Consider the following 18,760-nt stretch of genomic DNA (forward strand, 5'->3'; position numbering starts at 1 on the left):
CCGGCGCCTCAGACCGCCCGGCTCCGGCCGCGCCACCCCCGGACCGCGAGCACCACGGCCACCACCGCGACGACCACCACCAGCAGGGCCCAGTCGGGCACCGAACGGCCCAACGACGCCACCCGCTCCTCCACCGCGAACGAGTCGTCCACCGAGAGCAGCCCCGGCAGCGCCGTCGTCCCGTCGAAGGCCAGGAACAGCGTGCCGAGCACCACGAAGAACCCGCCCGACAGCAACGACGTCGTGTGCAGCTCGAAGCGGCCCGCCCGGACCGTGCGCCCCCGCAGCCAGCGGCGCCGGCCCAGCTCGTACCGCTCCCAGAGCAGCGCCAGCAGGAACAGCGGCACCGCCATCCCCAGCGCGTACACCGCGAGCAGCAGACCGCCGTACGCCGGGCTGCCGCTCAGCGCCGCCACCGTCAGGACGCTGCCGAGGATCGGGCCCGCGCAGAAGCCGGCCAGGCCGTAGACCAGGCCGAGGGCGTAGACGGAGACCGCCGTCGTGGGGCGGATCCGGCCGCTGACCTCGGCCATACGGCGCGAGGCGAAGCCCATCCCGAGGATCTGGAGCACGCCGAGGACGATGATCGTCCAGCCGCCGAGCGCCACGAGCAGATCGCGGTTCCCGTAGAAGAGCCGCCCGGCGAACGAGCCGGCCGCGCCGAGCGGGACGAGCGTGGTGGCCAGACCGGCGTAGAAGATTCCGGTACGGGCGAGCAGCCGGCTCGTCGAGTCGATCGAGTACGCGAAGAAGGCCGGGAGCAGCAGGGCGCTGCACGGGCTCAGCAGAGCGAGGAGACCACCGAGGAACGCGGCCAGATAGCCGATGTCGGAGGTCATCGGCTCCCCTTCGAAGCCTTCGGCGTCGCCGTCGCCGTCTTCGCCGCCGCTTCGATCGCCTCCGTGAACGCCTCCATCGGCTGCGCGCCCGCGATCGGCCGTCCGTTGACCAGGAACGACGGGGTCGAGGTGGCGCCCAGCGAGTACGCCTGCTCCTGGTCCTTGCTCACCGCCGCCCGGGCAGCCGCGCCGTCCGTGTCCTTGGCGAACCGCGCCAGGTCCGGGACCCCGGCCTCCTTCGCGAGCGCGTTCAGCTGCTCCGCGCCGAAGCCCTTCTCCTTGGCCCCTTCGGCGTAGGCCGCCTTGTGGAACTCCCAGAACCGGCCCTGCTGCCCCGCCGCCCACGACGCGCGGGCCGCCGCCTCCGACTCCTCCCCGAAGATCGGGAAGTTCCGCCACTCGATGCGCAGGGTGCCGTTCTCGACGTACTTCTTCACCAGCTCGGGCTCGGTGTCGCGGGCGAACTTCCCGCAGTAGCCGCACTTGAAATCGGCGTACTCGATCAGCACCACGGGCGCGTCGGCCCGCCCCAGGGCCAGCTTGTCGGAGGCGTCGCGGCGGGCGTAGGCCTCCAGCTCGGGATAGATGCCGTTGCTCGGGTCGGCGGAGACATCGGCGACGGCCGACGATCCCGACGAGCCCTGGGACGCGGGCTTGGTGGCGGTGTACGAGACGACTCCGAGGAGGGCGGCGGCGACGGCCACCCCGGAGACGATCATGACCGGCTTGGCCTTGGACGCGGGCTTGGACGTGGACTTGGGCATGCGGAAAGGCTCCTGTGACGTGACGAGAGAGGGGACGGACGACGGAAAGGGCCCGGCCCCTACACGCGCAGGATCGACAGCTCCACGGGTGACGGTGGTACGAGCTCCGGCGGCTCGGGCCCCGGCAGCAGCTCGCGTATCACCTGGTCGGCACCGCACACGCCGCCCGCCGCCCGCTCCCCGGCGAGCGTGGGCAGCAGCTCCCCGAAGCCGTTCGGGCGCGGAGGCGTGGCCGGCCTGGCCGCGCCGTCGACCGCGTGCCCCTGGCCGCAGCCCGGCGTCACGCTCCCCGCGGCCACGGGTGCGGCGGCCTCCGGCAGGCTCGCCACCGCCGTGCCCGCGCCGCACCCCAGCATCCCGAGCACCACACCCACGAGCGCGGCGAGCGCCGCGAACGCGCGGACGGTGCGGGACATGGGGGTACCTCTCAGCTCGACGTGCCCGAAATATTACGGGCCGCACCTCCCCCGGACCCCGCCCGCACCCCGCCCGACCCCGCCCGAACCCCTCCGCGACCCCGTTCGCGCCCCGCCCGCACCCGGGGCGCACCTCACAGAAATCGGTTCGCTCGTTCTCGGCCCGGGGTGCGATCCTGGATTCCGTATGTCTACTTCCTTCGCCGCCCTCCAGTCCGTCCTGGCCGAGGTCTCGCTGCGGGACGCCCACCGGCTCGGCCGCCGCCTCGAGGGCGCCCGCCGCATCCGCAAGCCCGAGGCCCGTGAGGCCGTCCTGGACGAGATCGCCGCCGAGGCCGGCAAGGCCAAGGAGCGCGTCGACGGGCGGGCCTCCCGCGTGCCCGCGGTCACGTACCCCGAGCAGCTGCCCGTCTCGCAGAAGAAGGACGCGATCCTGGAGGCGATACGCGACCACCAGGTCGTGATCGTCGCCGGTGAGACCGGCTCCGGCAAGACGACGCAGATCCCCAAGATCTGTCTGGAGCTCGGCCGGGGCGTCCGGGGCATGATCGGCCACACCCAGCCCCGCCGGATCGCCGCCCGCACGGTCGCCGAGCGGGTCGCGGAGGAGCTGAGGACCCCGCTGGGCGAGGCGGTCGGCTGGAAGGTCCGCTTCACCGACCAGGTGAACCCCGACGCGACCTTCGTGAAGCTGATGACCGACGGCATCCTGCTCGCCGAGATCCAGACGGACCGCGAGCTGCGCGCCTACGACACGATCATCATCGACGAGGCCCACGAGCGGTCCCTCAACATCGACTTCCTGCTCGGCTATCTGGCCCAGCTGCTCCCCAAGCGCCCCGACCTCAAGGTCGTCATCACCTCCGCGACCATCGACCCCGAGCGCTTCTCCCGCCACTTCGGCGACGCGCCGATCGTCGAGGTGAGCGGACGGACGTACCCGGTGGAAGTCCGCTACCGGCCTCTCCTCGAAGAGGACTCGGAGGAGAGCGACCGCGACCAGATCACCGCGATCTGCGACGCCGTCGACGAACTCCAGTCCGAAGGCCCCGGCGACATCCTCGTCTTCCTCTCCGGCGAGCGGGAGATCCGCGACACCGCGGACGCGCTGCTGAAGAAGCAGCTCCGCAGCACCGAGGTCCTCCCCCTCTACGCCCGCCTCTCCCACGCCGAGCAGCACCGCGTCTTCCAGGCGCACTCCGGCCGCCGGATCGTCCTCGCCACCAACGTGGCCGAGACCTCGCTGACCGTCCCCGGCATCAAGTACGTGATCGATCCGGGCACCGCCCGTATCTCCCGCTACTCCCACCGGACCAAGGTCCAGCGCCTGCCGATCGAGCGGGTCAGCCAGGCCAGCGCCAACCAGCGCAAGGGCCGCTGCGGCCGTACCTCCGACGGCATCTGCATCCGGCTCTACTCCGAGGACGACTTCCTCACCCGCCCGGAGTTCACGGACGCCGAGATCCTCCGGACGAACCTGGCCTCCGTCATCCTCCAGATGACCGCGGCCGGCCTCGGCGAGATCGAGAAGTTCCCCTTCATCGACCCGCCGGACCACCGCAACATCCGGGACGGCGTGCAGCTCCTCCAGGAGCTGGGCGCGCTGAACCCCGCGGAGAAGGACCCGAAGAAGCGGCTCACCCAGCAGGGCCGGAAGCTCTCCCAGCTCCCCGTCGACCCCCGTCTGGCGCGGATGGTCCTGGAGGCCGACAAGAACGGCTGCGTACGGGAAGTCATGGTGATCGCGGCCGCGCTCTCCATCCAGGACCCGCGCGAGCGGCCCGCCGAGAAGCAGGCCCAGGCCGACCAGCAGCACGCCCGCTTCAAGGACGAGACCAGTGACTTCCTCGCCTACCTCAACCTCTGGCGCTACATCCGCGAGCAGCAGAAGGAGCGCGGGTCCAGCTCGTTCCGCCGGATGTGCAAGCAGGAGTACCTGAACTTCCTGCGCATCCGCGAGTGGCAGGACATCTACGCGCAGCTGCGTACGGTCGCCAAGCAGATGGGCATCCACCTCAACGAGGAGGACGCGCCCGAGCAGTCCGTACACACCTCGCTGCTCGCCGGTCTGCTGTCGCACATCGGCATGAAGGACGTGAAGGAAGGCGCCAAGAACGAGTACCTGGGCGCCCGCAGCGCCAAGTTCGCCGTCTTCCCGGGCTCGGCGCTCTTCAAGAAGCCCCCGCGTTTCATCATGTCGGCCGAGCTGGTGGAGACCTCGCGGCTGTGGGCGCGGGTCAACGCGAAGATCGAGCCGGAGTGGATCGAGCCGCTCGCCCAGCACCTGATCAAGAAGACGTACAGCGAGCCGCACTGGGAGAAGGACCAGGCGGCGGTCATGGCGATCGAGAAGGTCACGCTCTACGGCGTGCCGATCGTCACCGACCGCAAGGTGAACTACGGGCGCATCGACCCCGAGGCCTCCCGCGACCTGTTCATCCGCAATGCGCTCGTCGAGGGCGACTGGCGCACGCACCACAAGTTCTTCGCCGACAACCGCAAGCTGCTCACCGAGGTCGAGGAGCTGGAGCACCGCGCCCGGCGCCGGGACATCCTCGTCGACGACGAGACGCTCTTCGACTTCTACGACAAGCGGGTGCCCGAACACGTCGTGTCGGGCGCGCACTTCGACTCGTGGTGGAAGCACAAGCGGCACGAGGAACCGGAGTTCCTCGACTTCGAGCGCGAGATGCTCATCACCGAGAAGGCCGCCGGGGTCACGAAGGACGACTACCCGGACTCCTGGCGGCAGGGGCCGCTGAAGTTCCGGGTGACGTACCAGTTCGAGCCGGGCGCGGACGCCGACGGTGTGACCGTCCACATCCCGCTCCAGGTGCTCAACCAGGTCACGGACGAGGGCTTCGACTGGCAGATCCCGGGCCTGCGCGAGGAGATCGTCACGGAGTTGATCCGTTCGCTCCCGAAGCCGATCCGCCGCAACTACGTACCGGCGCCGAACTTCGCGACCCGCTTCCTGGACTCGGCGGTCCCCCTCCAGGAGCCGCTGACGGTGACGCTCGCCCGCGAGCTGCACCGGATGGTCGGCGTGCCCGTCTCCCCGGACGACTTCGACCTGTCCCGGATCGCAGACCACCTGAAGATCACCTTCCGGATCGTCGACGAGCGGCGCCGCAAGCTGGCCGAGGACAAGGACCTGGAGGCGCTGAAGCTGAAGCTGCGCCCCAAGGCCCGCCAGGCCCTCTCCAAGGCCGCGGCGGCCGCCACGAGCGGCCCTGACGGCTCCGGGCAGTCCCTGGAGCGCACGGGGCTCACGGAGTGGACGATCGGCACGCTCACGAAGGTCTTCGAGACCCGACGGGCCGGCCAGCCGGTCAAGGCGTACCCGGCGCTCGTGGACGCGGGCGACACCGTCTCCGTACGGCTCTTCGACACGGAGGCCGAGCAGGCGCAGGCGATGTGGCAGGGCACGAGGAAGCTGATCCTGCTGAACATCCCGGTGAACCCGGCGAAGTTCGCCTCGGACAAGCTGACCAACCAGCAGAAGCTCGCCCTGTCCCGTAATCCGCACGGCTCGATCCAGGCGCTCTTCGACGACTGCGCGACCGCCGCCGCGGACAGGCTGATCGCCGACCACGGCGGGCCGGTCTGGGACGAGGAGTCCTTCCGGAAGCTGTACGACAAGGTCCGCGCCGACCTCGTCGACACGACCGTGCGGACGGTGAGCCAGGTCCAGCAGATCCTGGCCGCCTGGCAGGCCTGTGAGCGCCGTCTGAAGGCGACCAACAGCCTCGCGCTCATCAACAACCTGGCGGACGTGCGCGAGCAGCTGGCGTGGCTGATGCCGGCGGGCTTCGTCACCAGGGCGGGCCTGCGGCGGCTGCCGGACCTGATGCGCTACCTGGTGGCCGTGGACCGCCGGCTCCAGCAGATGCCGACGGGCGTCCAGCGGGACACCACCCGCATGGAGAAGGTCCACGAGATGCAGGACGAGTACGCCTGGCTGCTCGAACAGCTCCCCAAGGGGCGGCCCGTGCCGAAGGAGGTCACCGACATCCGCTGGATGATCGAGGAGCTCCGGGTCAGCTACTTCGCGCACGCGCTGGGCACGGCGTATCCGGTCTCGGACAAGCGGATCGTGAAGGCGATCGACCAGGCCGCGCCGTAAGTGGACGGGCCGGCCGGGGGTGTCGCCTTGCTCCGGTTCGACCAGACCCTCTGACCTGCTGTACAGTCTTCTTCGCGGCCCCGGTTGAGGGCTGCGAACGAGGTCCTGTGGAGCAGTTGGTTAGCTCGCCACCCTGTCAAGGTGGAGGTCGCGGGTTCAAGTCCCGTCAGGATCGCTTTCAAGAAGGCCCGCACCGATCGGTGCGGGCCTTCTTCGTGTCTCCGTCGTTGCGGTCCGGTGTATTGACGGCGTCCACCGGGCCCCGGTACCCAGACAGCAGGGAAACGGGGGCCCACACCGGAGGTGGTCGCGCATGGCCGCGGCGTCCGAAGCACGACCGGCACGGCCGGCGTCGTCGTCGGCACAGCCGGCACGACAGTCGAGACATGAGATACGGGCGCTGCTGCGCGCCCATCTGGCGGCCGCGTCCCGCTGCGGGCACCTCACCCGGCACTGTTCGGTCTGCCACCGCCTCCTGGCGCTCGCCATCGAGCTGGAGCGCGCGGAGGACGAAAGTCCCACCGACCCATGACCAACGGCGGGTTGAAGCCTCTCGCAGGAGTGGCAGGCTCTTCGTTGGCAAGCCTTCGCCAGTGTGACGGGAGTCACCGAACGAGTTTCACAACCCCTCGCTTTTACACCCTCCCTACACCGGCCCCATTTAATATGTGCAATTGCACCACTCTTCGAAACGTGTGAGCCGGCACAAAAAAGATCGCGCTGGACCCGGCGGAGTCCAGCGCGATCGATGACGAAGAGCCTGTTGGGGCAGGCACCCGTCGGCAGAGCTTGGGTGGGCGGTCCAGGTTGGGGGACCCGGAATTGCCCGGTGCTACAGGGTGTTGCGGGTACCTCAGGCCTCGCTGCGCTGCTGCGGAATACCCGCCAGCAGAGCGCGGACCTCAGCCTCGCGGTAGCGGCGGTGTCCACCCAGGGTGCGGATGGACGTGAGCTTGCCTGCCTTCGCCCAACGGGTCACCGTCTTCGGGTCCACGCGGAACATCGTGGCAACCTCGGCGGGGGTCAGCAGCGGCTCGGCATCAGGGGTGCGAGCGGTCATGAGCGGCCTCCTCGGGAGAACCGAACCTTCTCGGTTCTTTCCTCTAAATTCTGCACCTTGACCCGCGTTGCCCGAAATGGCAGAAGCGGGCCGAGTCGGTTATAGGACGAACGGCTTGTCCTCGGCACTACAACTACACCATCCGTCCAGCCACGTCGGCCAAACCGATGGAATTGCCCTCGCAGGTGTTCATCAGCGGCGGAAGTCGATGGACCATGCCATAACGGACAGTCACGCCACTGTGACGATCAGTCACAGAGCGATCAGGAGTCGTCAGACCCCCCATAGAGTGCAATGCTGAGCGTTCCGCCCAAAGTTGGGCGGAAGGAACCCTCCCCGGACTCCTTGTCCTATTTTGGCACGAGGGTGGGTGATGGACGCAAGGGCGCAGTAAGTGCGATCCGTCACGCTTGAGCCAAAGGCCCGGATCGGGACCTACGTCCCGTCGTGAACACACCGGCGTCCCCACGCCGGCACACCGAAGCCCCAAGACGCTCAATGATCATTTACATCAGCCGGACGTGTCCTGTCGATGGTCAGTTGGCGAACTGCAGGTTGCGGACGGCACGCCAACGCTCGGCGAGCCGTCCGTACGCCTCGCTCGCGCCCTCCCCGTCGCCGTCCCGCAGCGCCGCGACCCCCTCGGCCGCATCGGCCGCCGACCGGTCCTCCGCGAGCCGCTCCGGCGACAGCACGTGCACCAGACCGCCGTAGTCCAGCTCCACGAGCGCCCGCGGATGGAACTCCTCCAGCCACCGGCCGATCTCGACCAGACCCTCCGTCATCGGACCCTCGTCGATCGACTCCCGCAGCGCCTTCAGCGCCCGCGCCAGCCGCCGCCGCGCCTGCACCATCGGCGTCCGGTACCGCAGGACCGGCGCCTCGCCCCGCTCCGGATCCCCCGGCACGTACTCCCGCTCCTCGTCCGCGAAGAGGGTGAACCAGCGCACCGGCACCTGCCAGACCGCCGTACGGATCCACGGGCGGGCGTCCGGGTTCCGCTCCCGCCAGCGCTCGTGGTCCGCCGCCACCTGGGCACGCACCACCGGCGGCAGCATCGCGTCGAGCACCGGCCCCGGCAGCGAACGCCCCGGTTCGGCGTCCCGGGCCCGCCCCAGCTCCTCCAGGGCCAGCCAGCCCCGCAGCCTGGTCCGCCACGGACACACCACGACCACCCCGTCGACATCCGCCACGAAGGCGTCCGCGCTCTCGTGGACCGGCACGGGCACCGGCGGGGTCGGCAGCAAGTCCGCCAGCGACCGACGCAGTTCGTCCTGAGCCGTCGGCACCTCCGCCCGCCGCACGTACCGCGCCCAGTGCCCCCGCTCCGGCTCCGGAAAGGCGGCCAGCGGCTCGTAGACCCGCAGATAGGAGGCGTACGGAACGAGGACCGAAGAGGCGACCGACATGTCGCGATCCTTCCACGGCAGTACTCCGGGAGGGGGTGATCCTCAGCACTGCGGCTGATCTACGCACGCGTAGGACTTACTCTCTTGCCGAACCGGTCCCGCCACCACCCGCAGGGGGGACCGGGATAACCGCCGCTTCGTACTTGGGAGTCACCACCGTGACCGATGTGACCGGCGTTCCTGCTGCTGACGTACTGCACACTCTGTTCCATTCGGAGCAGGGTGGCCACGAGCAAGTCGTGCTCTGCCAGGACCGCGCCTCCGGCCTCAAGGCCGTCATCGCCCTCCACTCCACCGCCCTGGGCCCCGCCCTCGGCGGCACCCGGTTCTACCCGTACGCCTCCGAGGCCGACGCCGTCGCCGACGCGCTGAACCTCTCGCGGGGCATGTCGTACAAGAACGCCATGGCCGGGCTCGACCACGGCGGCGGCAAGGCCGTGATCATCGGCGACCCCGACAGGATCAAGTCGGAAGAGCTGCTGCTCGCCTACGGCCGCATGGTCGCCTCGCTCGGCGGCCGGTACGTGACGGCCTGCGACGTCGGCACCTACGTCGCCGACATGGACGTCGTGGCCCGCACCAACCAGTGGACCACCGGCCGCTCCCCCGAGAACGGCGGCGCCGGCGACTCCTCGGTCCTCACCGCCTTCGGCGTCTTCCAGGGCATGCGCGCCTCCGCGCAGACCCTGTGGGGCGACCCCACGCTGCGCGACCGCAAGGTCGGCGTCGCGGGCGTCGGCAAGGTCGGCCACTACCTCGTCGAGCACCTCCTGAAGGACGGCGCCGAGGTCTGGATCACCGATGTGCGCGAAGAGTCGGTACGCCGGATCACGGAGAAGTTCCCGCAGGTCAAGGTCGTCGCCGACACCGACGCCCTGATCCGCGTCGAGGGCCTCGACATCTACGCCCCGTGCGCCCTCGGCGGCGCCCTGAACGACGAGACCGTGCCGGTACTCACGGCGAAGATCGTCTGCGGCGCGGCCAACAACCAGCTCGCGCACCCCGGTGTCGAGAAGGACCTCGCGGACCGCGGCATCCTCTACGCGCCCGACTACGTGGTCAACGCCGGTGGCGTGATCCAGGTCGCCGACGAGCTGCACGGCTTCGACTTCGACCGGTGCAAGGCGAAGGCCACGAAGATCTTCGACACTACTCTCGAGATCTTCGCGCGTGCGAAGGCGGACGGCATTCCGCCGGCCGCTGCCGCCGACCGGATCGCCGAGCAGCGGATGGCTGACGCCCGCCGCGGCTGAACCGCCGATTCTTGGCGGGGCCGGCCCGCGGGGAGCTCTTCGGGTGAACTTTGTAGGTTCACCCCAATCGAGAGATGACTCACCCCGGTCGGCGGGTCGGCCCTCAAGAAGAGGTTAAAATCGCGATTGACCAGCGAGGACAGGGCACCTCGATGGTTCTGTACCGGGGCATGTGATGCGTGCGGCGTACCGTATGGCCACGGAAGCAGGTACCGTTGAAGCCCTACGGACCGGTCTCTCCACCGAGAGCCCGTTCCGAATCATGAACGCGTGTCAAGACTCTGGGGCCGCCGAGCCCCGTCACCGAGGGGGTCGAGCCATGGGGCGCGGCCGGGCAAAGGCCAAGCAGACCAAGGTCGCCCGCCAGCTGAAGTACAGCAGCGGCGGGACTGACCTGTCGCGTCTGGCCAACGAGCTGGGCGCTTCGACTTCGAGCCAGCCGCCGAATGGCGAGCCGTTCGAGGACGACGACGATGAAGACGACCCGTACGCGCAGTACGCGGATCTCTACAACACGGACGACGAGGACGAGGACGACGAGTCCGGTCCCGACGCGTCGTCCCAGCGTCGCGCTTGACCTCATAAAAGAGCGCTGCTCAACACCGAACCCGGTCCGGGTACCCCGGACCGGGTTTCTGTGCGTCCCTATGACGGCCTGACACCGCGGCATCACACCTCGGTCGCGCCACGGTGGGTGGGGCGGTGCCCACCCACCGGAGCGCTGTGTCAGACCGCGTAGTCGCCGACCAGCTCCGCGCCCGTCGTGTGCTCGCCGCGCTCGGTGATCTCGCCCGCGACCCAGGCCTCGACGCCCCGGTCCTCCAGGGTGGCCAGGGCCACCTCCACGGACTCCGCCGGGACGACGGCCATCATGCCGACACCCATGTTCAGGGTCTTCTCCAGCTCCAGGCGCTCGACCTTGCCGGCCTTGCCGACCAGGTCGAAGATCGCGCCGGGCGCCCAGGTCGAACGGTCGACCGTGGCGTGCAGCCCGTCCGGGATCACCCGCGCCAGGTTGGCGGCCAGGCCACCGCCCGTGATGTGGCTGAAGGCGTGCACCTCGGCGGTCCGGGTGAGCGCCAGGCAGTCCAGCGAGTAGATCTTCGTCGGCTCCAGGAGCTCCTCGCCCAGGGTCCGGCCGAGCTCCTCGACGTGCTGGTCGAGGGTCATGCCGGCGCGGTCGAAGACCACGTGCCGGACGAGCGAGTACCCGTTGGAGTGAAGGCCGGAGGACTCCATCGCGATGACGGCGTCACCCGTACGGATGCGATCCGGACCGAGCAGCCGGTCGGCCTCCACCACTCCCGTACCGGCGCCGGCGACGTCGAAGTCGTCCGGGCCGAGGAGACCGGGGTGCTCGGCGGTCTCGCCGCCGACGAGGGCGGTGCCGGCCAGGACACAGCCCTCGGCGATGCCCTTGACGATCGCGGCGACCCGCTCGGGGTGGACCTTGCCGACGCAGATGTAGTCGGTCATGAAGAGCGGCTCGGCGCCGCAGACGACGATGTCGTCCATGACCATCGCGACCAGGTCGTGGCCGATCGTGTCGTAGACGCCCATCTGCCGGGCGATGTCGACCTTCGTGCCGACACCGTCGGTGGCGGAGGCGAGCAGCGGCCGCTCGTAGCGCTTGAGGGCGGAGGCGTCGAAGAGGCCGGCGAAGCCGCCGAGGCCACCGAGGACCTCCGGGCGCTGCGTCTTCTTCACCCATTCCTTCATGAGCTCGACGGCGCGGTCACCCGCCTCGATGTCGACGCCCGCGGACGCGTAGGAGGCACCGGTGGTCTCAGACATAGGTGAGAGCTTTCGTGTCGTTACTGCGGTACTGCGGGGGTCTTACGGCCGGCGGAGGGCGTCGGCGGCCGCGGTGGCGGCGGGGCCGGCGGCCAGCTCGTTCTCCAGGAGCTGCTTGCCGAGCAGCTCGGGGTCCGGAAGCTCCATCGGGTACTCGCCGTCGAAGCATGCGCGGCAGAGGTTCGGCTTCTGGATCGTGGTCGCCTCGATCATCCCGTCGATGGAGATGTACGAGAGCGAGTCCGCGCCGAGCGACGTGCCGATCTCCTCGATCGTCATGCCGTTGGCGATCAGCTCCGCGCGGGTGGCGAAGTCGATACCGAAGAAGCAGGGCCACTTCACCGGCGGGGAGGAGATCCGGATGTGGATCTCGGCCGCGCCGGCCTCACGGAGCATCTTGACCAGGGCGCGCTGGGTGTTGCCGCGGACGATCGAGTCGTCGACGACCACCAGGCGCTTGCCCTTGATGACGTCCCTGAGGGGGTTCAGCTTGAGGCGGATGCCCAGCTGGCGGATGGTCTGGGAGGGCTGGATGAAGGTGCGGCCCACGTAGGCGTTCTTCACCAGGCCCGCGCCGAAGGGGATGCCGCTGGCCTCGGCGTAGCCGATCGCGGCCGGGGTGCCGGACTCCGGCGTCGCTATGACGAGGTCCGCCTCGACCGGGGCCTCCTTGGCGAGGCGACGGCCCATCTCCACCCGGGAGAGGTAGACGTTGCGGCCGGCGATGTCCGTGTCCGGGCGGGCCAGGTACACGTACTCGAAGACACAGCCCTTGGGCTTCGCTTCCGCGAATCGCGAGGTGCGGATGCCGTTCTCGTCGATCGCGATCATCTCGCCCGGCTCGACCTCGCGGACGAAGCTGGCGCCGCAGATGTCGAGGGCGGCGGACTCGGAGGCGACGACCCAGCCGCGCTCGAGGCGGCCGAGGACCAGCGGGCGGATGCCCTGCGGGTCACGGGCCGCGTAGAGCGTGTGCTCGTCCATGAAGACGAGGGAGAAGGCGCCACGGACATCGGGAAGGACCTTGGCGGCGCCCTCCTCGATGGTGAGCGGCTTGCCCTCGTCGTCGACCTGGGCGGCGAGCAGCGCCGTCAGCAGGTCGGTGTCGTTGGTGGCCGCGACACGGGTGGTGCGGCCTTCCTGCTTCGGCAGGTCGGCGACCATCTCGGCGAGCTGCGCCGTGTTCACCAGGTTGCCGTTGTGGCCGAGCGCGATGGAGCCGTGGGCGGTCGCCCGGAACGTCGGCTGCGCGTTCTCCCACACGGAGGCACCGGTGGTCGAGTAGCGGGCGTGACCGACCGCGATATGACCCTGGAGGGAACCGAGAGAGGTCTCGTCGAAGACCTGGGACACGAGGCCCATGTCCTTGAAGACGAGGATCTGGGAGCCGTTGCTGACCGCGATACCCGCGGATTCCTGGCCCCGATGCTGGAGGGCGTAGAGCCCGAAGTACGTGAGCTTTGCGACCTCTTCACCCGGAGCCCAGACACCGAAGACGCCACAAGCGTCCTGGGGGCCTTTCTCGCCGGGAAGCAGATCGTGATTGAGTCGACCGTCACCACGTGGCACGTCTCCGAGTGTAGGGGAGGTCGACCACTGGTCCGAATTGGGGAAATCCGAGAGGCATCCGAGTGGTGGGATCGCACGAAGTGATCCATTGACGTGCGTAGACACCTCCCTGCCTAGGCGGGAAGGGGCTCCCGGCCGGCCGGGCGATCGCAAGCGGACGCTCGTACGGTGCCCCTGGCGGCCTCCGAGTGTGACGGGAGTCGCACCGGGGATGCCCCTTCCCGGCCGACCGGTGCCCGAGGAGCGCGTCCCGGGGACTGGGACGGTCGTTGACAGGTGCACGCGCTCTGGGACAGGCTCCCCGCCATGCAGCCTGTGCGTGACCGTGCGGTCACCCTCGTCGCGCGCCGACACGTGGACCTCGTCCGTGTCGCCAGCGCCATCTGTCGCTGCGCCTGATCACACCCGCACGCCCTTGATCCCGGGTGTCCGCACGGACCCCAGCGGCCCTCGCCTGCCCGGCGTCCGGGGCGCCCGCTCCTGAGCCACGGCCTCGCCCTGGCCGCACCGCCGCGCGCCGTCCCGCGCCCGCCCGGACCTTCCCGCACCCCGCACCCCGCACCTTCCAAGGAGCCCCCATGCCCACGCCCAGGAACCCCCTGTCCAGACGCGCCTTCGGTGGGGCGGCCGTCGGTGCCGCCGCCGTCGGCGCGCTGGGTGCCGGCGCCGGCACCGCGCAGGCCGCGGAGCGGCCGTTCCGTGCCGCTCGCGGCCGGCACTCCCGCCGGCCGAACATCCTCTTCATCCTCGGGGACGACCTCGGCTGGGCCGACCTGTCCTCCTACGGGTCGCCGCACATCCGGACCCCGAACCTGGACCGCCTCGCCCGCCAGGGCGTCCGGTTCACCCACGCCTACTCCGGCTCCGCGACCTGCTCCCCGACCCGCTTCAGCCTCTACACGGGCCGCTTCCCCGGCCGTACGAAGGGCGGACTCGCCGAGCCGATCGCCGACAAGTCCGTCGGCCTGGAGCCGACCCACCCCACCCTGGCCTCCCGGCTGCGCGACGCCGGATACGCCACGGCCCTCATCGGCAAGTGGCACTGCGGCTACCTCCCCGACTACTCCCCCACCCGCTCGGGCTGGGACGAGTTCTTCGGCAACTTCGGCGGCGCCCTGGAGTACTACTCCAAGCTCGGTCTCGGCGGTGAGTACGACCTCTACGAGGGCGACGCGCAGTACAAGGACCTGCGCTACTACACGCGGATCCTGACCGAGCGGGCGAGCGAGTACGTGGCCCGCGACCACGAGAAGCCCTGGCTGCTCAACCTGAACTTCACCACCCCCCACTGGCCGTGGATCGCCGACGGCGACGAGGAGACGAGCGCCGAGATCGTCCGCCGCATCAAGGCGGGCGACCGCTCCGCCCTCTGGCACCAGGACGGCGGCTCCATCGAGAAGTACAAGGAGATGGTCGAGGACCTCGACCGGTCCGTGGGCGAGGTGCTGCGGGCGCTGAAGCGCTCGGGCCAGGAGGAGGACACGCTCGTCTTCTTCGCCAGCGACAACGGCGGCGAGCGGTTCTCCTACAACTGGCCGCTCGCCGGGAACAAGGGCTCCCTCCAGGAAGGCGGCATCCGTGTGCCGTCCGTCCTGCGCTGGCCCGCCCGGATCGACGGCGGGCAGGTCAGCGACCTGCCGGTGTACACCCCGGACTGGACCGCGACCCTGCTCGAACTGGGCGGCGCCCGCCCCCACCCCGCCTACCCGCTGGACGGCACCAGCCTCGCCGGGCACCTGCTGCGCGGCGAGGAGGTGCCCGAGCGCGACCTGTTCTGGCGGGTGCGGGGCGAGCGGGCGCTGCGCCGCGGCGACTGGAAGTACTACCGGGGCAAGAGCGGCCGTGACCAGCTGTTCCACCTGAGCGAGGACGCCCGCGAACAGGCGGACCGTGCCCCGTACGAACAGGAGCGGCTGGCCGCGCTGCGGGCGGCGTGGGAACGGACGGACGCCGGGCTGCTGCCCTACGGGCCCTGAGACCGCGGCGCTACGGGGCCGGGCTAGCCGCCGGCTTCGCCGTCGCGGCGAAGCCCTCGCCGTCGGCGCCGGTGAGGGTCAGGGTGCGGTGACGCAGCTCGTACGAGAGCGATCCGTCGAGGAGCTCGTACAGCTTCGTCTCCAGCTCCATCTGCGGGCCCGAGCAGATCATGCGGGTGGTCGCGACCGGTCCGGTGACGGTGAGGGTCTCTGCGGTGACCTTCGCGGTGGCCGTGAACCGGTTGCACCCCAGGTTGCCGCGGACCCGTCCGTCCTTGTCGATGACGAACGTGGCCTTGCCCTCGCTGCCCTTGGGCGGCGAGGAGGCCGTCTCGCCGGAGACCAGGGAGTCGACGGTCCACGTGGTGCCGTTCAGCGGGGCGGGCGGCTCCGACGTCAGCGCGACGACGTTCTTGCCGTCCTCCGAGGTGAGGGTGAGCCGGTCGCCGTCCACCCGGGCCTTCAGCGAGCCGGCGAAGGCCTTCTGGAGCACGGCCTCGAAGGCGCCCCGCTCACCGGGACACGCCATCTCGGTGCCCTGGCCCTGCTTCACGGTGACGGTGTCCCCCTGGACCGACACCTCGGCACCGAAGCCGTTGCAGCCGCTGTTCCCCGACGCCTGGCCGTTCGCGGCGATCTCGATGTGGGCGCCGTCGGGCGCCCGGGTCTCCTTGCCCGCCACGGTCACTGTGTCGAAGGCCCAGTGGACTCCGGCGACGGGCACGTCGGGGGCGACGGAACCCGCGCCGGGGTCGGAGCCGGCCTTTTCGGTGCCGCACGCCGAGAGCACGACGAGCGAGGCCAGGACCGCGGTGGCTGCGATGGGACGTGTCTTCAGCATGGGGATGGGACGGGCGGGCGGCGCGGACGGTTCCGTACGACTCCGGGGAGTCACCCCATGAGCGGAAGCAGGGCGCCGAGGTCCGCCCGCTCACCGCTGGCGCCGACCCGCGCCGCGTGCAGCTCATCGGCCCACCGGGCCCGGCCGGTCGCCAGCCGGATCCAGGTGAGCGGATCGGTCTCGACGACGTTGGGCGGGGTCCCGCGGGTGTGCCGGGGCCCCTCCACGCACTGGACGACCGCGAACGGCGGGACCCGTACCTCGACCGAGCCGCCCGGCGCCTTCACCGCGAGCGCGTCCGCGAGGAGACGGGTGCAGGCGGCCAGGGCCTGCCGGTCGTACGGGATGTCCAGGCCGGTCGCCGCGTTGAGGTCGTCGGTGTGGACGACGAGTTCCACGGTCCGGGTCACCAGGAAGTCGGCGAGGCGCATGGCGCCGAAGCGCATCGGGACGAGCCGGTCGTCGGGGACGCCCGCGGTCCGCTCCTCGTACCGCGCGGCGGTCCGCTCGTACAGTCCGGCAAGGTCGGCCGTGTCGATCGCCCGGGTGTCCTCGTCGATCCGCGCGGCGGCCGTCGCCGTCGCGGACGGCCAGTCCAGCAGGGCGACTTCCTGCTTGGCCGGCTCGGGCTCGGCGAGCGCGCGGGCGACGGCGCCGACCGCCATCGTCATGTGCGCGGCCAACTCCCGTACGGTCCACTCCCCCAGCCGGGTCGGCCCGGCGAGCTGCTCCGGCGACAGCGCGAGCACCCCCTCCCGTACGTTCCTGAACTGGGCGAGCACGGCGGCCCGGGTCTTCGCGGAGTCGTAGCTGCGGGTGCGCTTCTTGGCCGGTGGCATGGGGGCGAGGGTAGTCGGAGACTGGAAGGGGAGGGCTTCCAGCACAGCGCCTATTCGCCTGAGAGGGGTCGATCAGCGATGGCTGAGCACCCTGACACCGCCTTGGTACGCCGGGGCTACGACGCGTTCTCCAAGGGAGACATGGACACCATCCGGTCCCTGATGACCTCGGACTGCACGCACCACTCGCCGGGTGACAACCGGATATCCGGGCACCACAAGGGCGTGGAGAACTGCGTCGCCTACTACGAACAGCTCGGCGCGCTCACCAACGGCACCATGCGGGTCGACCTCGAGAGCATCACCGTCGACGGCCGCGGGCATGCCATAGCGGCCCACAAGTTCCACGCCGACCGCGGCGACCGCGGCGTCGAGATGCACGGCGCGCTCTTCTTCACCATCGTCGGTGGCAAGATCACCGACGTCGACGAGTGCGTCGAGGACATGGACGAGAACGACGCCTTCTGGGGTCAGGCCGAGTAGGCCTGGCGTCCCGCGAGGAACGCCTGGCGTCCCGCGAGGAACGTCTCCCCGCTCTTCGGTACGCCGACACCGCGCCAGGTGAACGGCACGCCCCGCGCCGTGTCCAGGTCCGGCCCGTCCATCAGCTGGAAGTGGACGTGCGGCTCGGTGGAGTTGCCGGAGTTGCCGCACCGGGCGAGTTCCTGGCCGGCGGCCACCCGGTCGCCGGGCCGGACCGTCAGCGAGCCGCGCTTGAGGTGCGCGTACATCGCGTACGTACCGTCGCCGAGGTCGAGGACGATGTGGTTGCCGGTGACGCGGCGGGCTCCGGCGAGGCTGCGGACGGTGGATTCGATCAGCAGCAGATAGACCAGGGCGGGCAGCGAGTTGCGGCTGCGGTGGTCGCGCTGTCCGTCCTCGGCGTGGACGACGGTCGCGTCGGCGACGGCGAGCAGCGGCGCGTCGAAGGCCGGGAAGTCCTCGCTCGGCCGGGACACCGGCCACAGCCGGGCGAAGGGCGGACGGTGTCGCACCTCGTCCTCCTCCACGATGTCGATGGCGTACGTCTGGCCGAGCTGGTGCGTGCCGTGACTGGGCGTCCGGTCCGCCGGGCTGTTGAGCGCCGACCAGCGGCCGGTGACCGGCGGCTCCACCTCGACCGCGTCCCGTGGGGCCGCCGCCATCCGCCTGCGGGCGGTCAGGGAGAGCGTGATCCCCAGAGCCGCGGCGGCGATCGCCGGCAGCCAGCCCGCCCCGTACGGATACGGCGGGTCGACGAGGACCGAGCCGAGCGCCTGGACGACGAACACCAGCCAGAGCGTGCGGTGGAGCACCACCGCGAACTTGCGCGAAGACATGGACGTTCCCCCTGAACGATCGCGGTTACGGACGGGCGGCGGTGAGGACCACCAGGAGCGGGACGATCCGGGCTCCCGGCACCTCGTAGCGGCCCCGTCCCGTGGTGTGGAGCCAGCCCGCGCCGGTCAGCTGGCGCAGGTGGTGGTAGATCTGGCCGGTCGTGCCGATCTCCTCCAGGTCCGCCAGTTCGGCCGCGGTGCGCCGGCCGCCGAGGATCTCCCGCAGCAGCCGGAGCCGTACGGGATGACCGAGCGCGGCGAAGGAGTCGGCGGTCTCGGTCCAGTCCTCGTCGAGCAGCCGCTCGGTCAGGGCGCCGAACTGCCACTCGTACCGCTCCTGTGTCGGCAGGCGGACCGAGCCCGTGAACAGCACCCCGCCGTCCTCGCCCCGCGCGCCCGCCTCGGCGAGCTGCGACTTCAGCCCCTCCAGGGCCCAGAAGGTGGCGTCGACGGCCTCGGGCGCGGGGCGCTCCGCGCCGCCTTCCAGGGCCGCCATACGCCGTTCCAGCTCGGCAACCCGCTCTTCCAGCTCCATGATGTAGAGATTACGTAATT

18 protein-coding genes and 1 tRNA gene are annotated in these 18,760 nt (G+C 70.4%); 8 read left to right on the plus strand and 11 right to left on the minus strand.

Translation table 11 applies throughout. From position 1 onward, the window contains the following. Nucleotides 1-8 precede the first annotated feature (8 nt). The 3 genes from ACFY8U_RS14440 to ACFY8U_RS14450 are packed head-to-tail and all read right to left on the minus strand — an operon-like array spanning nucleotide 9 to nucleotide 2,019. Nucleotides 9-839 carry a cytochrome c biogenesis CcdA family protein gene (locus tag ACFY8U_RS14440; RefSeq protein ID WP_389569817.1) on the minus strand — a complete coding sequence of 277 codons (831 nt, stop codon included), beginning with the start codon at nucleotides 837-839 and terminating at the stop codon, nucleotides 9-11. Next, complete coding sequence (locus tag ACFY8U_RS14445; RefSeq protein WP_389569820.1) at nucleotides 836-1,603, minus strand: DsbA family protein; 768 nt, start codon at nucleotides 1,601-1,603, stop codon at nucleotides 836-838. Before ACFY8U_RS14445 ends, ACFY8U_RS14440 begins: the two co-directional genes overlap by 4 nt. A gap of 59 nt (nucleotides 1,604-1,662) precedes the next feature. Then, nucleotides 1,663-2,019, minus strand: a complete 357-nt coding sequence (locus ACFY8U_RS14450; protein WP_389569823.1) for a hypothetical protein — start codon at nucleotides 2,017-2,019, stop codon at nucleotides 1,663-1,665. A gap of 187 nt (nucleotides 2,020-2,206) precedes the next feature. Here ACFY8U_RS14450 and hrpA point away from each other — a divergent pair, with 187 nt between their 5' ends. From hrpA to ACFY8U_RS14465, 3 genes are all read left to right on the plus strand, one after another. Beyond that, nucleotides 2,207-6,145: an ATP-dependent RNA helicase HrpA gene (hrpA, locus tag ACFY8U_RS14455; protein ID WP_389569825.1), complete on the plus strand. Its 3,939-nt coding sequence runs from the start codon at nucleotides 2,207-2,209 to the stop codon at nucleotides 6,143-6,145. Nucleotides 6,146-6,246: 101 nt separating this feature from the next. Further along, a tRNA-Asp gene (locus ACFY8U_RS14460) sits at nucleotides 6,247-6,320 on the plus strand. Nucleotides 6,321-6,458: 138 nt separating this feature from the next. Beyond that, entirely contained in the window at nucleotides 6,459-6,677 is a 219-nt protein-coding gene (locus tag ACFY8U_RS14465) for a DUF6274 family protein (RefSeq protein WP_389569828.1), read from the plus strand. Nucleotides 6,678-6,998: 321 nt separating this feature from the next. Here ACFY8U_RS14465 and bldC read toward each other — a convergent pair whose 3' ends face one another. Both bldC and ACFY8U_RS14475 read right to left on the minus strand, forming a co-directional pair. Then, nucleotides 6,999-7,205, minus strand: a complete 207-nt coding sequence (bldC, locus tag ACFY8U_RS14470) for a developmental transcriptional regulator BldC (RefSeq protein WP_003949541.1) — start codon at nucleotides 7,203-7,205, stop codon at nucleotides 6,999-7,001. A 536-nt stretch (nucleotides 7,206-7,741) separates the two neighbouring features. Further along, nucleotides 7,742-8,614: a hypothetical protein gene (locus ACFY8U_RS14475; protein ID WP_389569830.1), complete on the minus strand. Its 873-nt coding sequence runs from the start codon at nucleotides 8,612-8,614 to the stop codon at nucleotides 7,742-7,744. Nucleotides 8,615-8,772: 158 nt separating this feature from the next. Here ACFY8U_RS14475 and ACFY8U_RS14480 point away from each other — a divergent pair, with 158 nt between their 5' ends. Together ACFY8U_RS14480 and ACFY8U_RS14485 are read left to right on the plus strand one after the other, a co-directional pair. Then, nucleotides 8,773-9,867, plus strand: a complete 1,095-nt coding sequence (locus ACFY8U_RS14480; protein ID WP_361435754.1) for a Glu/Leu/Phe/Val dehydrogenase dimerization domain-containing protein — start codon at nucleotides 8,773-8,775, stop codon at nucleotides 9,865-9,867. Nucleotides 9,868-10,186: 319 nt separating this feature from the next. After that, the gene (locus ACFY8U_RS14485; RefSeq protein WP_389569833.1) at nucleotides 10,187-10,444 is read left to right on the plus strand and encodes a DUF3073 domain-containing protein; all 258 of its coding nucleotides are present in this window, start codon (nucleotides 10,187-10,189) and stop codon (nucleotides 10,442-10,444) included. 149 nt (nucleotides 10,445-10,593) lie between these two features. Here ACFY8U_RS14485 and purM read toward each other — a convergent pair whose 3' ends face one another. After that, nucleotides 10,594-11,661, minus strand: a complete 1,068-nt coding sequence (gene purM / locus ACFY8U_RS14490) for a phosphoribosylformylglycinamidine cyclo-ligase (RefSeq protein ID WP_361435751.1) — start codon at nucleotides 11,659-11,661, stop codon at nucleotides 10,594-10,596. A gap of 42 nt (nucleotides 11,662-11,703) precedes the next feature. Beyond that, nucleotides 11,704-13,230 carry an amidophosphoribosyltransferase gene (gene purF / locus ACFY8U_RS14495; RefSeq protein ID WP_361435749.1) on the minus strand — a complete coding sequence of 509 codons (1,527 nt, stop codon included), beginning with the start codon at nucleotides 13,228-13,230 and terminating at the stop codon, nucleotides 11,704-11,706. A 306-nt stretch (nucleotides 13,231-13,536) separates the two neighbouring features. Here purF and ACFY8U_RS14500 point away from each other — a divergent pair, with 306 nt between their 5' ends. Further along, on the plus strand, nucleotides 13,537-13,629 hold the full coding sequence (locus ACFY8U_RS14500) for a putative leader peptide (RefSeq protein WP_352189727.1): 93 nt from the start codon (nucleotides 13,537-13,539) through the stop codon (nucleotides 13,627-13,629). 179 nt (nucleotides 13,630-13,808) lie between these two features. Then, a complete protein-coding gene (locus ACFY8U_RS14505; RefSeq protein WP_389569835.1) occupies nucleotides 13,809-15,206 on the plus strand; it encodes a sulfatase in 1,398 nt (465 codons plus the stop codon). 10 nt (nucleotides 15,207-15,216) lie between these two features. On the opposite strand, the gene ACFY8U_RS14510 is transcribed toward ACFY8U_RS14505, so the two are convergent. Beyond that, nucleotides 15,217-16,047, minus strand: a complete 831-nt coding sequence (locus ACFY8U_RS14510; RefSeq protein ID WP_389569838.1) for an META domain-containing protein — start codon at nucleotides 16,045-16,047, stop codon at nucleotides 15,217-15,219. A gap of 50 nt (nucleotides 16,048-16,097) precedes the next feature. Continuing rightward, entirely contained in the window at nucleotides 16,098-16,886 is a 789-nt protein-coding gene (locus ACFY8U_RS14515; protein WP_389569840.1) for a sterol carrier family protein, read from the minus strand. A gap of 78 nt (nucleotides 16,887-16,964) precedes the next feature. Between ACFY8U_RS14515 and ACFY8U_RS14520 the strand changes: the two genes are divergently transcribed. Continuing rightward, on the plus strand, nucleotides 16,965-17,369 hold the full coding sequence (locus tag ACFY8U_RS14520; protein WP_361759098.1) for a nuclear transport factor 2 family protein: 405 nt from the start codon (nucleotides 16,965-16,967) through the stop codon (nucleotides 17,367-17,369). On the opposite strand, the gene ACFY8U_RS14525 is transcribed toward ACFY8U_RS14520, so the two are convergent. After that, nucleotides 17,357-18,205: a M23 family metallopeptidase gene (locus ACFY8U_RS14525; RefSeq protein ID WP_389569843.1), complete on the minus strand. Its 849-nt coding sequence runs from the start codon at nucleotides 18,203-18,205 to the stop codon at nucleotides 17,357-17,359. The two genes, ACFY8U_RS14520 and ACFY8U_RS14525, sit on opposite strands and share 13 nt — an antisense overlap. A gap of 25 nt (nucleotides 18,206-18,230) precedes the next feature. Beyond that, nucleotides 18,231-18,740, minus strand: coding sequence for an ArsR/SmtB family transcription factor (locus tag ACFY8U_RS14530; RefSeq protein ID WP_389569846.1), 510 nt, complete (start codon nucleotides 18,738-18,740; stop codon nucleotides 18,231-18,233). Between the last annotated feature and the right edge of the window lie 20 nt (nucleotides 18,741-18,760).

Origin of the sequence: Streptomyces sp. NPDC012508 (genome assembly GCF_042902595.1) — a bacterium.
Classification (GTDB): Bacteria; Actinomycetota; Actinomycetes; order Streptomycetales; family Streptomycetaceae; genus Streptomyces.

Excerpts from the sequence above, each read along its gene's own strand:
- ACFY8U_RS14440 (WP_389569817.1), bottom strand. The coding sequence starts at position 839 with ATGACCTCCGACATCGGCTATCTGGCCGCGTTCCTCGGTGGTCTCCTC.
- ACFY8U_RS14445 (WP_389569820.1), bottom strand. The coding sequence starts at position 1,603 with ATGCCCAAGTCCACGTCCAAGCCCGCGTCCAAGGCCAAGCCGGTCATG.
- ACFY8U_RS14450 (WP_389569823.1), bottom strand. The coding sequence starts at position 2,019 with ATGTCCCGCACCGTCCGCGCGTTCGCGGCGCTCGCCGCGCTCGTGGGT.
- hrpA (WP_389569825.1), top strand. The coding sequence starts at position 2,207 with ATGTCTACTTCCTTCGCCGCCCTCCAGTCCGTCCTGGCCGAGGTCTCG.
- ACFY8U_RS14465 (WP_389569828.1), top strand. The coding sequence starts at position 6,459 with ATGGCCGCGGCGTCCGAAGCACGACCGGCACGGCCGGCGTCGTCGTCG.
- bldC (WP_003949541.1), bottom strand. The coding sequence starts at position 7,205 with ATGACCGCTCGCACCCCTGATGCCGAGCCGCTGCTGACCCCCGCCGAG.
- ACFY8U_RS14475 (WP_389569830.1), bottom strand. The coding sequence starts at position 8,614 with ATGTCGGTCGCCTCTTCGGTCCTCGTTCCGTACGCCTCCTATCTGCGG.
- ACFY8U_RS14485 (WP_389569833.1), top strand. The coding sequence starts at position 10,187 with ATGGGGCGCGGCCGGGCAAAGGCCAAGCAGACCAAGGTCGCCCGCCAG.
- purM (WP_361435751.1), bottom strand. The coding sequence starts at position 11,661 with ATGTCTGAGACCACCGGTGCCTCCTACGCGTCCGCGGGCGTCGACATC.
- ACFY8U_RS14500 (WP_352189727.1), top strand. The coding sequence starts at position 13,537 with ATGCAGCCTGTGCGTGACCGTGCGGTCACCCTCGTCGCGCGCCGACAC.
- ACFY8U_RS14505 (WP_389569835.1), top strand. The coding sequence starts at position 13,809 with ATGCCCACGCCCAGGAACCCCCTGTCCAGACGCGCCTTCGGTGGGGCG.
- ACFY8U_RS14510 (WP_389569838.1), bottom strand. The coding sequence starts at position 16,047 with ATGCTGAAGACACGTCCCATCGCAGCCACCGCGGTCCTGGCCTCGCTC.
- ACFY8U_RS14515 (WP_389569840.1), bottom strand. The coding sequence starts at position 16,886 with ATGCCACCGGCCAAGAAGCGCACCCGCAGCTACGACTCCGCGAAGACC.
- ACFY8U_RS14520 (WP_361759098.1), top strand. The coding sequence starts at position 16,965 with ATGGCTGAGCACCCTGACACCGCCTTGGTACGCCGGGGCTACGACGCG.
- ACFY8U_RS14525 (WP_389569843.1), bottom strand. The coding sequence starts at position 18,205 with ATGTCTTCGCGCAAGTTCGCGGTGGTGCTCCACCGCACGCTCTGGCTG.
- ACFY8U_RS14530 (WP_389569846.1), bottom strand. The coding sequence starts at position 18,740 with ATGGAGCTGGAAGAGCGGGTTGCCGAGCTGGAACGGCGTATGGCGGCC.